General features: G+C 57.0%; 15 protein-coding genes. 8 read left to right on the top strand and 7 right to left on the bottom strand.

Annotation, left to right across the window (positions count from 1 at the left end):
• The first annotated feature begins 158 nt into the window (after positions 1-158).
• Entirely contained in the window at positions 159-875 is a 717-nt protein-coding gene (gene yjfP, locus GO007_RS24145; protein ID WP_095104386.1) for an esterase, read from the top strand.
• Between the two features lie 64 nt (positions 876-939).
• On the opposite strand, the gene GO007_RS24140 is transcribed toward yjfP, so the two are convergent.
• Complete coding sequence (locus GO007_RS24140) at positions 940-1,215, bottom strand: YdgH/BhsA/McbA family protein (protein WP_095104384.1); 276 nt, start codon at positions 1,213-1,215, stop codon at positions 940-942.
• Between the two features lie 340 nt (positions 1,216-1,555).
• Between GO007_RS24140 and rpsF the strand changes: the two genes are divergently transcribed.
• From rpsF to rplI, 4 genes are read left to right on the top strand one after another with little or no spacing between them, the layout of a single operon-like run.
• A complete protein-coding gene (rpsF, locus tag GO007_RS24135) occupies positions 1,556-1,951 on the top strand; it encodes a 30S ribosomal protein S6 (RefSeq protein ID WP_095104382.1) in 396 nt (131 codons plus the stop codon).
• 5 nt (positions 1,952-1,956) lie between these two features.
• Positions 1,957-2,271, top strand: coding sequence for a primosomal replication protein N (priB, locus tag GO007_RS24130; RefSeq protein WP_095104380.1), 315 nt, complete (start codon positions 1,957-1,959; stop codon positions 2,269-2,271).
• Between the two features lie 4 nt (positions 2,272-2,275).
• The gene (rpsR, locus tag GO007_RS24125; protein ID WP_002210155.1) at positions 2,276-2,503 is read left to right on the top strand and encodes a 30S ribosomal protein S18; all 228 of its coding nucleotides are present in this window, start codon (positions 2,276-2,278) and stop codon (positions 2,501-2,503) included.
• A gap of 39 nt (positions 2,504-2,542) precedes the next feature.
• Positions 2,543-2,992 (top strand): 50S ribosomal protein L9, encoded by a 450-nt coding sequence (rplI, locus tag GO007_RS24120; protein WP_041143727.1) that lies wholly within the window; start codon positions 2,543-2,545, stop codon positions 2,990-2,992.
• A gap of 86 nt (positions 2,993-3,078) precedes the next feature.
• Here rplI and GO007_RS24115 read toward each other — a convergent pair whose 3' ends face one another.
• On the bottom strand, positions 3,079-3,744 hold the full coding sequence (locus GO007_RS24115) for a LysM-like peptidoglycan-binding domain-containing protein (protein WP_095104378.1): 666 nt from the start codon (positions 3,742-3,744) through the stop codon (positions 3,079-3,081).
• Between the two features lie 352 nt (positions 3,745-4,096).
• Here GO007_RS24115 and fklB point away from each other — a divergent pair, with 352 nt between their 5' ends.
• Complete coding sequence (fklB, locus tag GO007_RS24110) at positions 4,097-4,717, top strand: FKBP-type peptidyl-prolyl cis-trans isomerase (RefSeq protein ID WP_095104376.1); 621 nt, start codon at positions 4,097-4,099, stop codon at positions 4,715-4,717.
• 306 nt (positions 4,718-5,023) lie between these two features.
• Positions 5,024-6,427: a D-serine/D-alanine/glycine transporter gene (gene cycA / locus GO007_RS24105; RefSeq protein ID WP_095104374.1), complete on the top strand. Its 1,404-nt coding sequence runs from the start codon at positions 5,024-5,026 to the stop codon at positions 6,425-6,427.
• 139 nt (positions 6,428-6,566) lie between these two features.
• Here cycA and ytfE read toward each other — a convergent pair whose 3' ends face one another.
• The 4 genes from ytfE to GO007_RS24085 all read right to left on the bottom strand — a co-directional run bounded on the left by ytfE (position 6,567) and on the right by GO007_RS24085 (position 10,115).
• Positions 6,567-7,229: an iron-sulfur cluster repair protein YtfE gene (gene ytfE, locus GO007_RS24100; protein WP_095104372.1), complete on the bottom strand. Its 663-nt coding sequence runs from the start codon at positions 7,227-7,229 to the stop codon at positions 6,567-6,569.
• An 82-nt stretch (positions 7,230-7,311) separates the two neighbouring features.
• Entirely contained in the window at positions 7,312-8,286 is a 975-nt protein-coding gene (locus tag GO007_RS24095; protein WP_095104370.1) for a DMT family transporter, read from the bottom strand.
• A gap of 75 nt (positions 8,287-8,361) precedes the next feature.
• Positions 8,362-9,186, bottom strand: coding sequence for an AraC family transcriptional regulator (locus GO007_RS24090; RefSeq protein WP_095104368.1), 825 nt, complete (start codon positions 9,184-9,186; stop codon positions 8,362-8,364).
• A gap of 80 nt (positions 9,187-9,266) precedes the next feature.
• Entirely contained in the window at positions 9,267-10,115 is an 849-nt protein-coding gene (locus GO007_RS24085) for an SDR family oxidoreductase (RefSeq protein ID WP_095104366.1), read from the bottom strand.
• 89 nt (positions 10,116-10,204) lie between these two features.
• On the opposite strand from GO007_RS24085, the gene GO007_RS24080 reads away from it, so the two are divergent.
• Positions 10,205-10,582, top strand: coding sequence for a winged helix-turn-helix transcriptional regulator (locus tag GO007_RS24080; RefSeq protein ID WP_095104364.1), 378 nt, complete (start codon positions 10,205-10,207; stop codon positions 10,580-10,582).
• Between the two features lie 35 nt (positions 10,583-10,617).
• On the opposite strand, the gene GO007_RS24075 is transcribed toward GO007_RS24080, so the two are convergent.
• Complete coding sequence (locus tag GO007_RS24075) at positions 10,618-12,561, bottom strand: bifunctional 2',3'-cyclic-nucleotide 2'-phosphodiesterase/3'-nucleotidase (protein ID WP_095104362.1); 1,944 nt, start codon at positions 12,559-12,561, stop codon at positions 10,618-10,620.
• Positions 12,562-12,728: the final 167 nt, after the last annotated feature.

The raw sequence follows: 12,728 nt of genomic DNA, 5'->3' as shown, positions 1-12,728 counted from the left end.
GGGAATGTTCCCGAATTGTTATCTCTGACGCGATTTTCGAATGAAAATGTTGTGAAAGCGTAACCCAGTTCTCAACATTATAAATCGCGGCTGAACCCACGCCTTGGGCTATATGTTAGCCCAAGGCACACCGCTACTCTAGAGACTGGAGACGATAAATGATTGTACTGGAAGTGCGTAATTTCGCGGGCGGCGAGGTGCTTCATGCCTGTCCCCGGAATGCGTCAGACCGGCCTCTGCCGTGTATCGTTTTTTATCACGGGTTTACCTCTTCGAAGCTGGTCTATAGCTACTTTGCCGTGGCGCTGGCGGAAGCGGGATTTCGGGTCATTATGCCCGATGCTGCGGAGCATGGCGCGCGCTACCGCGGTGATGAAAAAGGGCGAATGCAGCGCTTCTGGCCCATTCTGCTGCAGAACTTCGCCGAATTCGCCGCGCTGCGCGATGAGATCGCCGCGCAGGGATGGATTGCGGACGACAGGCTGGCGGTCGCCGGCGCATCGATGGGCGGAATGACGGCGCTGGGCATTATGACCCATCATCCGGAGCTGAAAAGCGTCGCCTGTCTGATGGGCTCCGGCTATTTCAGCAGCCTGGCGCCAGGCTTATTCCCTTCACCCTCCCTGGACGCGGAGCGGCTGAGCGAGTGGGACGTCAGCCATCAGCTGGCGACGCTCGCCAGCAGGCCGCTGCTGCTTTGGCACGGCGATGAGGACGACGTGGTGCCGCCGGGCGAAACCTTCCGTCTGCAGCAGGCCCTGCAGCAAAGCGGCCTGGCCGGCAACCTGACCTGCGTCTGGCAGCAGGGCGTTCGCCATCGCATTACGCCAGAGGCGCTGGATGAAACGGTCGGGTTCTTTAAGCGTACGCTTTAAGCGCGGTGACGGGCTGAACCCTTCGTCTCCGTAGCGGAGGCGAAGGGGTAAAAAAAACCGGAGGTTAGCGATAGATTGCGGCGCTGGCGTGGATCGCGCCGTTGCTTTCCGGCTCATGGATCAGGATCGGCTGGAAGTATTTCGCTCCCTGCGCGTCGCTCAGCTGGTTAAGGGCCTTGTCGGCCTCCTGCTCAGTGGCCATATTGTGGTTGATATAGATAACGCCCAGGCTCTGTACATCGTCCATGTTACGCGCCTGGCGTCCATCGATTTTGATGGCTGCCAGCGCGTTGGCGCTCAACAAAAGCGCAGCCATTACGGCAATGAGGATGTATTTCATAATCAACGCTCCTTATAACTGTCCTGACGTTAACCCGGACTCCCTTGGGCTATGGATTACTCTTGATATAAGTGTAATCACTCCCTGCCGGGTGCATCGCGACCATTTCTGATGAAGTTGTTCAAAAAAGTGTCGCAGCCGCCGTTGATTAATTTTAAATCACTGACTTAGCGCGGCTTTGCCGTTAGTGCGAATTATTTGTGCAATTCGCTTGTCTTCCTGGGGCTCCGAACGTAGAATGACGCGTCAGTTTTTCAGCCGCCCTTTAACCACGTTCCTTGCCTCCATGGGCCGCGGCTGACCCAGACAGGAGGCTGAATAATCCGTAAGGAGCAATTCGATGCGTCATTACGAAATCGTTTTTATGGTCCATCCTGACCAGAGCGAACAGGTTCCGGGTATGATCGAACGTTACACTGGTGCAATCACTGCAGCAGAAGGTACGATCCACCGTCTGGAAGACTGGGGCCGCCGTCAGCTGGCTTACCCGATCAACAAACTGCACAAAGCTCACTACGTTCTGCTGAACGTTGAAGCCCCGCAGGAAGCGATCGATGAGCTGGAAACAAACTTCCGCTTCAACGACGCCGTTATCCGCAGCATGGTAATGCGTACTAAGCACGCTGTTACCGAAGCATCTCCGATGGTTAAAGCGAAAGACGAGCGCCGTGAGCGTCGCGAAGATTTCGCAAATGAAACCACCGATGATTCCGAAGCTGGGGATTCTGAAGAGTAATCCTGATGACCAACCGTCTGGAGCTGTCCGGCACTATCTGCAGGACGCCAATTCGTAAGGTCAGCCCGTCAGGAATTCCACACTGCCAGTTCGTGCTTGAGCATCGTTCAGTGCAGGAGGAAGCCGGTTTTCACCGGCAGGCATGGTGCCAAATGCCCGTTATTATTAGCGGACACCAAAACCAGGCCATTACTCACAGTATAACGGTCGGTAGTGCAGTAATCGTTCGGGGGTTCATTTCTTGCCACAAGGCAAAGAACGGCCTGAGCAAAATGGTTCTGCATGCCGAGCAGATTGAATTGATAGATTCTGGAGACTAGCCAAATGGCACGTTATTTCCGTCGTCGCAAGTTCTGCCGTTTCACCGCGGAAGGCGTTGTAGAGATTGATTACAAAGACATCGCTACGCTGAAAAACTACATTACCGAAAGCGGTAAAATTGTCCCGAGCCGTATCACCGGTACTCGTGCAAAATACCAGCGTCAGCTGGCTCGCTGCATCAAGCGCGCTCGCTACCTGTCCCTGCTGCCATATACCGATCGTCATCAGTAATCGGCCGCTGTCTATTAACGACTTTAAGAGGATAAGGTAATGCAAGTTATTCTGCTTGATAAAGTAGCAAACCTGGGCAGCCTGGGTGATCAGGTTAATGTTAAAGCGGGCTATGCTCGTAACTTCCTGGTTCCACAGGGTAAAGCTGTTCCAGCTACCAAGAAAAACGTTGAATTCTTCGAAGCGCGTCGCGCTGAACTGGAAGCCAAACTGGCTGACGTTCTGGCAGCTGCTAACGCACGTGCTGAAGCAATCAATGCGCTGGGCAACGTTACCATCGCGTCTAAATCAGGCGACGAAGGTAAACTGTTCGGTTCCATCGGTACCCGCGACATCGCTGACGCTGTAACTGCAGCTGGCGTTGCCGTCGCTAAGAGCGAGGTTCGTCTGCCGAACGGCGTTCTGCGCACCACCGGTGAGCACGAAGTGGACTTCCAGGTTCATAGCGAAGTCTTCGCTAAACTGGTTGTTAACGTTGTAGCTGAGTAATTTTTACTCTGCTCGCGTCGAGACGCCGGCCTTGTGCCGGCGTTTTGCTTTTCTGCCTTCCCCCACGCTAATCTATTCGCGATAGACTATCGCGCACGAATAAAGCTGCCGTTTGCCTGACGGGTAAACAGCACCTGCTGCCCACCGCCGATATCGATAGTCAGGCCGGTTACCACCCCATTCGCATTCTGCCTAATCTGTACCGTTTGCCCGGTTTGCAGCGAGCTGAGCGGTTTTCCCGAACCTTCGACCTGAGCCATCGCGTAAACGTCGGTTGGCGGCAGATTATGGTCGCGGAACAGCTGGGCCAGGGTTTTCCCTGACTCGATGCGATAGGTGCGCCACTGCTGCTCGATGCCCGGCGCAGATTGCTGCTGTTGCTGCTGAGGCGGAGAGTAGGTCTGATTCTGCTGCTCGGTCGGCTGCTCATCCTGAACGGGCTCCGGAGCCACCGGCGCCATCTGATCGGCATCGTTCACCGTAGGCGTTGAGGTAATTGGCGGCAGCGGGATAGCCTGCTGTGACGACGATTGCGGCTGGGACTGCGATTGCATGTCGAGGCTGGCGTCGCGGCTGACCTGGGCGGACGTGCTGCTGTCCTCGGAGGGGAGCAGTATGCCGATAACCACCAGCAGGGCTCCGGCGATAATGCCCCGACGGTGCATTGGCGGCAGCGGATCCATAATGCGAATGTGATCCGGGGCGTGCCAGATCTTCGCCAGGGTAGGTGTCATTTCAAAGCGCCCGGGCATGGCTTTCCTCCTGCTCCGCATATTTTTATGCTGCTCCGTAGAGTATAGATGGCTAACTTCCTGATGGACGAGACAAAGATATGTTTCGTGAGGTTAGCCTGATATTGCCTATTGTTTCTGTTTCCCTCAGATTTGTCATCATCCAGCGACAAAGTTTTACCCATCGTGCTGTGGCTGATATGCTGCCCACCACTTTATACTCGTCGTCTTTCGGGTTGTCGGTGCGCTGGCAGTGCCGGTCACTCCGCTATGGCGCTATTTATGCCGCTGGAGCCGGAGTTCAGGAACCAGCCGCCTTCCCGCAGGCCGAAGTTTATATAGTATGAATTTTCCCCCCAAAAAAGGAACAAAGATGGCAACCCCGACTTTTGACACTATCGAAGCGCAGGCAAGTTACGGTATCGGCTTGCAGGTTGGACAACAGCTGAGCGAATCTGGCCTGCAGGGGCTGCTGCCTGAGGCGCTGGTAGCCGGTATTGCTGATGCGCTGGAAGGCAATCAGCCGCAGGTGCCGGTTGAAGCCGTTCACCGCGCGCTGCGTGAAATTCACGAACGTGCCGATGCGGTACGTCGCGAACGTTTCCAGGAGCTGGCGGCAGATGGTCAGAAATACCTTGATGAAAACCGCGAGCGCGAAGGCGTGAACAGCACCGAATCCGGTCTGCAGTTCCGCGTTCTGACCCAGGGCGAAGGCGCTATCCCGGCGCGTACCGACCACGTTCGCGTGCACTACACCGGTAAACTGATCGACGGTACCGTTTTTGACAGCTCCGTTGCGCGCGGCGAGCCGGCGGAATTCCCGGTAACCGGCGTGATCGGCGGCTGGATCGAAGCGCTGACCCTGATGCCGGTTGGCTCAAAATGGGAGCTGACCATTCCGCATAGCCTGGCCTACGGCGAGCGCGGCGCGGGCGCATCGATTCCTCCGTTCAGCACCCTGATTTTTGAAGTAGAGCTGCTGGATATTATCTAAGCAGTAGTTGCTTCCTCTCCTTAATGGGTGGGGAAGCAAATAAAAATAGCGTAAAAATCTTAAGTTCGAAATTTGTTAGAGTTTAATGTTGCTTAAATGATTTTTTGGCGTAGCTTTGTGAGCTGTTTCGCGTGACCGGAGTGATATAACACTCACTTTAAACATAAAATTAACATTATATCTAAATCATAGTATTCATCCTTCCGATTCTTACCTAATATCGATAAGCCCTTTTCCAAGGGTAATGACCAATGACGGGCCAGTAGAGCTCGAACAACACAGACAGGTACAACAGGAAAATATCACATGGTAGATCAGATTAAAGTCGCTGCTGAAGAGCAGGCTCCGACGGAACAATCGCTGCGGCGAAATCTCACAAACCGGCATATTCAGCTTATTGCCATCGGCGGCGCTATCGGTACCGGGCTATTTATGGGGTCCGGTAAAACAATTAGCCTCGCCGGGCCATCCATCATTTTTGTTTATATGATCATTGGCTTCATGCTGTTTTTCGTCATGCGTGCGATGGGCGAACTGCTGCTGTCGAATCTGGAATATAAATCGTTCAGCGATTTCGCCGCCGATCTTCTGGGGCCGTGGGCCGGATACTTTACCGGCTGGACCTACTGGTTCTGCTGGGTGGTGACCGGGATGGCGGACGTCGTGGCGATTACCGCCTACGCCCAGTTCTGGTTCCCAGGCCTCTCCGACTGGGTTGCCTCGCTGGCGGTTATCCTGCTGCTGCTGAGCCTGAACCTTGCCACCGTGAAAATGTTTGGTGAAATGGAGTTCTGGTTTGCGATGATCAAGATCGTCGCTATCGTGGCGCTGATTGTCGTCGGCCTGGTCATGGTGATGATGCACTTCAAATCACCGACCGGCGTAGAAGCCTCTTTTGCTCATCTGTGGAATGACGGCGGCTGGTTCCCGAAAGGCATCAGCGGATTCTTTGCCGGCTTCCAGATTGCGGTCTTCGCCTTTGTCGGGATTGAGCTGGTGGGTACCACCGCTGCGGAAACCAAAGATCCGGAGAAATCCCTGCCGCGCGCGATTAACTCGATCCCGCTGCGTATTATTATGTTCTACGTCTTCGCGCTGATCGTGATTATGTCGGTGACGCCGTGGAGCTCAGTGGTACCGACAAAGAGCCCGTTCGTCGAACTCTTTGTGCTGGTAGGCCTGCCGGCTGCCGCCAGCCTGATTAACTTTGTGGTGCTGACGTCCGCGGCCTCCTCGGCGAACAGCGGCGTGTTCTCAACCAGCCGGATGCTGTTTGGTCTGGCGCAGGATGGCCAGGCGCCGTCGATGTTCGCCAGGCTGTCGAAACGCGCGGTACCGGCGAAGGGCCTGACCTTCTCCTGCATGTGCCTGCTGGGCGGGGTGGTGATGCTGATGGTCAATCCGAGCGTGATTTCCGCGTTCACCATGATCACCACGGTTTCGGCCATTCTGTTTATGTTCGTCTGGACTATTATTCTGTGTTCGTATCTGGTCTATCGCAAAAAGCGTCCGCAGCTGCACGAGCAGTCCAAATATAAGATGCCGCTGGGCAAGCTGATGTGCTGGGTTTGTATGGCGTTCTTCGTCTTCGTTCTGGTGCTGCTGACCCTTGAAACCGATACGCGCGAAGCGCTGATCGTCACGCCGCTGTGGTTTATTCTGCTGGCGGCCGGCTGGTTCTTTGCCGGTAAGAAGCGTCTGGCGAAATAAAAAATCTTCGGGAGAGATTTTTAACGTTGCCTGCAACGGCCCGTGGGGGGACGGGCAGGACGCCCGTCATAAAAAAGGCCACCCGGAGTGGCCAATAAGACTGACAGTATCGAGGGCGCCCGCGGGCGCCTTTTTTTATTTATTTTCCGGCAAGAGCGCGCGGGAACAGGACATTATTTTCCAGGCTGATGTGTTCCATCAGATCGTCGATCAGTTCATTAATGCCGTTGTACATCGCTTTCCAGGTGGTGCAGGCTTCCGGCGGCGGCGTCACGTTATGGGTGATGTGCTTGATCACTTCCAGCAGCTCACCCGCTTCGTCGTGCTCGCTTTCCATCACGCTGATGGGGCCAGCGGCCTGGGTCCCCATGCCCTGCTTAATCATCGGGAACAGGATCTGCTCCTCTTTCATCATGTGGCTGGAGAGCTCCTGGTGCAGCATCGTCAGGTATTTGGTTAACCCGTTCGGCACGTTGGGCTTATCGGCATGCACGCGCTCAACTTTGGTGGCCTGCAGAATAAGCTCCGGCAGCTGCTCGCGATGGCGGTCATGATAGCGCACGATAATATGGTCGATGATCTCCGCGTAGGGCACTACGCGCCAGTCGCGCTCTGCCGGCTCTTCCGCAAGCTTCATCAGCTCCGCTTCGATGACCGCGACGTCCAGCTCTTTGCGCGATGCCGCGCGATCCAGCGTTTGTTTCCCGCCGCAGCAGTAGTCCATGTCGTATTTACGGAACAGCGCGGAGGCGCGTGGGATCGTCAGCGCCAGCTCGCCTAAAGGTTGGTCACGGAAAGCCATAGCAATTACCTCGTCATCAAGAATATAAGATGTATTTTAAATGCATCTTATTGGCAAGGGAATACCCCTTTCGGATACCAGGCTATTTTTTGTTCACGCTGACCTGCGCCACCAGCCGCGGCTTTTCCGGTCTGGCGCGCACGGCGTAGATAACGCCTGATACCAGCAGCAGAATACCGCTGAGCGTCAGCAACGGCGGCATGCTTTGACGCAGCAGGAAGGTATACAGCAGGCCCGTAAGCGTCTCGAAGACGATAAGCGGCCCGAGGATCACCGTCGGCAGCTTCTGGCTGGCGATGTTCCAGCATAACGCTCCGACCCACGAGCAGAACACGGCGATGGCCAGCATCAGCGTCACGAAGACCAGCGGACGGGGACCAAAGGGAAGGGGGAAGCTGACCTGCTGGCCGTGTAGCCACCAGCAGGCGGCGATGTAGCCCGCCAGCGAAAGCGGCAGCGTCACCAGCGCCTGGGCCGTTGCCCACATCATCGGATGCTTATCCGGATTCTCGCGCAGCCAGCGGGCGTTGCGCAGCGCGTACCACGCCCAGCAGGCAACGGAGATCAGCGCCAGCGCGATCCCGGAGGCGTAGCGCCAGAAGCTAAACGCCCCCGCGCCCTGGCGCAGCTCGGCGATATTGACGCACGCCAGGCCAAGCGCAATGCACGCCAGCGCCGGGAATAAGCGCCGCCACGGCAGCTTACCGTCGCGCTGGCTGTACAGCAGGTTAGCAAACACCGGCAGCACCACCGGCAGGGTGCCGATAATCATGGTAGCGACCGGGGCGCCGGTACGCTGGATGGCGCTGGCGAGGCAAACGTAATAGATCAGGTTGCCCATCATGGTCAGCCCGCAGGCAACCCACCAGTCCTGTGCCGAAAGCTGGCGTAGCCTTACGCGGCCAAGCCACGCCAGCGGCAGGGCGATGAGCCCCAGCGCCAGATAGCGCCCCATTGACTGTAGTACCGCCGGGTATTCCGGCACCACCTGAGGGCCGACAAAAATCAGACCCCACATCAACCCTGCCAGCAGGGCATACAACACGCCGCTAATCATCACGCCATCCATTATCGTTATCGTTGGCAAAAGTGTAGGTGAGGCCGGCGCGGGAATATTGTATGAGATTGCGCATTAGCGCCGGATGACCTGTTTTTGATAGCGCACCGGGGTAATCCCATAGCGGCGGGTAAAGGCGCGGGTCAGATGCGACTGGTCGGTAAGACCGGCGGCAGCGGCCACCTCGGCGGCGGGCATCCCGTGCGTCAGGAAGGCTTTGGCGCGCCACAGGCGAATAGCCATCAGCATTTGGTGGGGCGTGACGTGGAAATGGGCTTTAAACTGGCGCTGAAAATGCCAGGGACTGAGGGCGGCAACCTGCGCCAGCTCATCGAGGGTGACCGCGCGCATGTAGTTGTCGTGCAGATACTCGCGCACGCGTTCGAAACGATGGGCGGCCTCCGTCAGCACGGGCACGTGACGGGCGAACGGGCGAAAGGTGTCGATAACGTCGAGCAGCAGACCCTGCTGGGCCAGCGGATCGTCGGCGTGCCACAGGCCGTATATGAGATGACAGAGCTGTCGCGAACGCTGCGGGTCCTGGCGCACCACTTCTCTGAACCACCAGTGGCGCACGCCGGTCACCTCTTCCAGCAGCGCGGGATCGAGATAAACCATCCGATAGCGCCAGCCGTCGGCGGTTTCCGCTTCGCCGGTGTGCAGTTCGTCAGGGTTCATGGTGACGATGGAGTTCACCGCAGCGACGTACTGGCTACCGCGATAGCGAAAGCGCTCAGCGCCCAGCTCGATCGCTCCAATGCCGAAGGCTTCGTGGGTATGCGGTTCGAAGGCATAGCGGGAGATATGGGCATGATACAGCTCAACGCCCGGCACCTGCGCCAGATGGCGAAAGCGCGCGCTGTCTCTCTCATCGCTGAACTGTTCCGGTACGCCCTGCATCTGGTTTCTCCCCATAGGCCATCTTTGATTATCGGAGATGACCTACGGGGATGCTACAAAAATTAACCAGTTTGCAACAGTTACAGGATGCCTTTGACGCTTTCCGCCAGCGTAGTGGTCGGGCGACCAATCAGGCTGCTCAGGGTATGGCTATCGTCAAACAGGCCGCCCTTAGAGGCGCCGATATCGGAGTCCGCGAGCATATCCGCGAGCCCTGCCGGCAGGCCCACGCCCTTCAGCGCCGCAGCGAAGTCGGCTTCGCTAAGATTCTGATAAACCACGTTCTTACCGCTCTGTTTGCTCAGCTCGGCGGCCAGCGCGCTCAGGGTCCAGGCCTCATCGCCCGCCAGCTCGTAAACCTTCCCGGCATGGCCCTCTTCGGCGACGACGCGGGCGGCGGCGGCGGCATAGTCGGCACGGGTCGCTGAGGCAATTTTCCCGTCGCCGGCGGCGCCGATAAAGACCCCGTGTTCCAGAGCCGGCGGCGCGCTGGCGAGATAGTTTTCGGTGTACCAGCCGTTGCGCAGAAGGGTATAGGCGATACCGGACTCGGCCAGCATCTTCTCGGTTTCCACATGCTCAACGTGCAGGCCAAGCGGAGATTTATCCGCATGCAGCAGGCTGGTGTAGGCGATAAATTTGACCCCGGCGGCTTTCGCTGCCTGGATGACGTTGCGATGCTGGGACGCACGCTGGCCCACCTCGCTGGATGAGATCAGCAGCAGCTTATCCACGCCCTGCAGCGCGGCGGTGAACGCCGCCTGGTCGGTGTAATCCGCCTGACGGACGACCAGACCCTGCTGGCTCAGGGATTCGGCCTTCGCCGGGTTACGGACAATCGCCACAATCTGGCTGGCGGGAACGGTTTTTAACAGGTTTTCCAGAACGTGGTGGCCTAGCTGGCCGGTTGCACCGGTAATTGCGATCATGGGTCTTCTCCTTCGTGTTTATTGGCTGTTGTGGTAAGCTAACACCATAGCTAACTTTTGGTAAGTACGTACAAAAAGGTAAGTATAAAATGGCGAATCTGACGCTAAGTGAACAGCTGCGCGACGGCAACCTGTTTGCCGAACAGTGCCCTTCGCGCGATGTGTTGAAGCATGTCACCAGCCGCTGGGGCGTGCTCATCCTCGTGGCGCTGCGCGCGGGAACCCATCGCTTCAGCGACCTGCGCCGCAAGATGGGGGGCGTGAGTGAAAAGATGCTGGCCCAGTCGCTGCAGGCGCTGGAGCAGGATGGCTTTATCGACCGGGTGTCGTATCCGGTGGTCCCGCCGCATGTTGAATATAGTCTGACTCCGCTGGGTGAGCAGGTGAGCGAGAAGGTGGCGGCGCTGGCCGACTGGATTGAGCTGAATCTACCCGCGGTGCTGGCGAACCACGAGCCGGTGGCGTGAAATTTGCCCGGCCCTGTTGCCAGAGCCGGGGCGGGTTACTTGCTTAAATCCAGCTGATAGATGGCAAAGCCGATATCGTCGGTGGCAACCTGTCGCATCGGGTACTGCGCCTGCTCTTTGATAAATGCCGCCGCTTTTTCGGTTGGCGCGGTTTCAAAGCGGATGTCCAGCGGCACCTTGCCGTGGAGCGGCGCCAGGCGCCAGTTGTTATCCGCCGCCGGGTGGATGGCCCCCGCTTTTTTCGACTCAGCGCTAATCCACGCCGCCAGCACCGAGCGATTTTCATCCGGGGAAGCAAAAGCAACGTGGCTATCGCCGGTACCGGCGAACTTGCCGCCGTAGGCGCGGTAGTTATTCGTCGCGACCAGGAAGGTGGCGGCAGGGTCGATGGCCTTGCCGTTAAAGGTCAGATCCTTAATGCGCTGCGCCTGCGGGTTAATCATCTGGCACTCGCCGTCGTAGCGCGCCGGCTGGCTGACGTCAATCTGGTAATTAACTCCGTCAATCACGTCGAAGTTATAGGTGCGAAAACCGTCCCAGTTGATTAATGACTGCGGCCTGCTGCTGGTCGTGTCTATCTGATTGAACTGCCCGGCAGAGCACTCCAGCCACTCTTTGACCTCCTTGCCGCTCACCTTCATCACCACCAGGGTGTTCGGATAGAGATACAGATCGGCGGCGTTGCGGAAGGTGAGCTGGCCTTTCTCCACCTCAACGAAGCTGGCGGGATCGTTCTTGCGTCCGCCGACCTTAAACGGCGCGGCGGCGGAGAGGACCGGCAGCTTCGCCAGGTCCGGATCGCCCTGAATAAAGTGCTCGACGTAAGCTTTCTGCGCCATATTGACCACCTGCACGGTCGGGTCGTCCTGCACCAGCGCAAGGAAGCTGTACATATTGTCGGAGGCGTGGCCGATCGGCTTGCTGACAAATTCACGCGTCGCGTCGTGGTCGGCTTTTAGCACCGCCACCATTTTGCCATCTTCCGCCGCCAGCGACTTCCTGGCGACCGGATCGTAGATTGGGCGGGCTTCGGCTTTAGCCTGGGTGACCTGCCACCTGCCGTCATTGTGGCTAAGAGCCAGATCGACGATGCCCAGATGATCGCCCCACATGCCGGGCATCACGGCCGGAATACCGTTAAGCGTGCCCTTACTGATATCCGCGCCCTTGATGCCGGCGAAATCTTTCCCCGGGAATACCGCGTGCGCGTGGCCGAACATGATGGCATCAACGCCGGGAACCTGGCTGAGGTAATACACCGAGTTTTCCGCCATTGCCTGATACGGATCGGCGGAGAGGCCCGAATGCGCGATAACCACCACGACGTCCGCGCCTTTCTCGCGCATTTCCGGAACAAATTTGCGCGCGGTTTCGGTTATGTCGTTAACGGTCACTTTGCCGGCGAGATTGGCTTTATCCCAGGTCATGATTTGCGGCGGGACGAAGCCGATATAGCCGATACGCAGGGTCTGCGTTTTGCCGTCGCTATCCTCAACCCTGGTATCCTGAATCAGGTACGGGGTAAACATCGGCTGGCCGGTTTTTACGTCGATAATGTTGGCGTTGACGTAGGGGAATTTCGCTCCGGAGAGGGCTTTGTGCAGGAAATCGAGGCCGTAGTTGAACTCGTGGTTGCCGAGATTGCCCACGACATAATCCAGCGTGTTCATGGCCTTATAAACCGGGTGAATATCGCCGCTTTTGAGACCTTTCGCCGCCATATAGTCGCCCAGTGGACTACCCTGAATAACGTCGCCGTTATCGACCAGCACGCTGTTTTTCACTTCCTGGCGGGCTTTTTCAATCAGCGTGGCGGTACGCACGAGGCCAAATTTTTCCGTAGCGGCGTCTTTGTAATAATCAAAATCCATCATATTACTGTGCAGATCGGTGGTTTCCATAATCCGCAAATCGACCGTCGCCGCGTTTACGCTGGCAGCGACCAGCGTGGCCAGGAGCGTTGCGCTAAACTTAATCATCAGAGGCGTCCTTTTTTATGAGCAATGGCACAGAAGAAAATGTATTTACATTTTGTTGCTTACAGAATTGTGAATCATGCCAGAAAAACGATAATTGAAACCGCCATCGCTATCACAGATAGCGGAACTCGCAGCGATGCGATATAAATAAAACAACGAGTTAACGC

Origin of the sequence: Klebsiella sp. 10-1 (assembly GCF_009758445.1) — a bacterium.
GTDB lineage: Bacteria > Pseudomonadota > Gammaproteobacteria > Enterobacterales > Enterobacteriaceae > Klebsiella > Klebsiella scottii.
The sequence above is the reverse complement of the archived record's forward strand: the minus strand, read 5'-3'. Positions and strand labels throughout refer to the sequence as shown.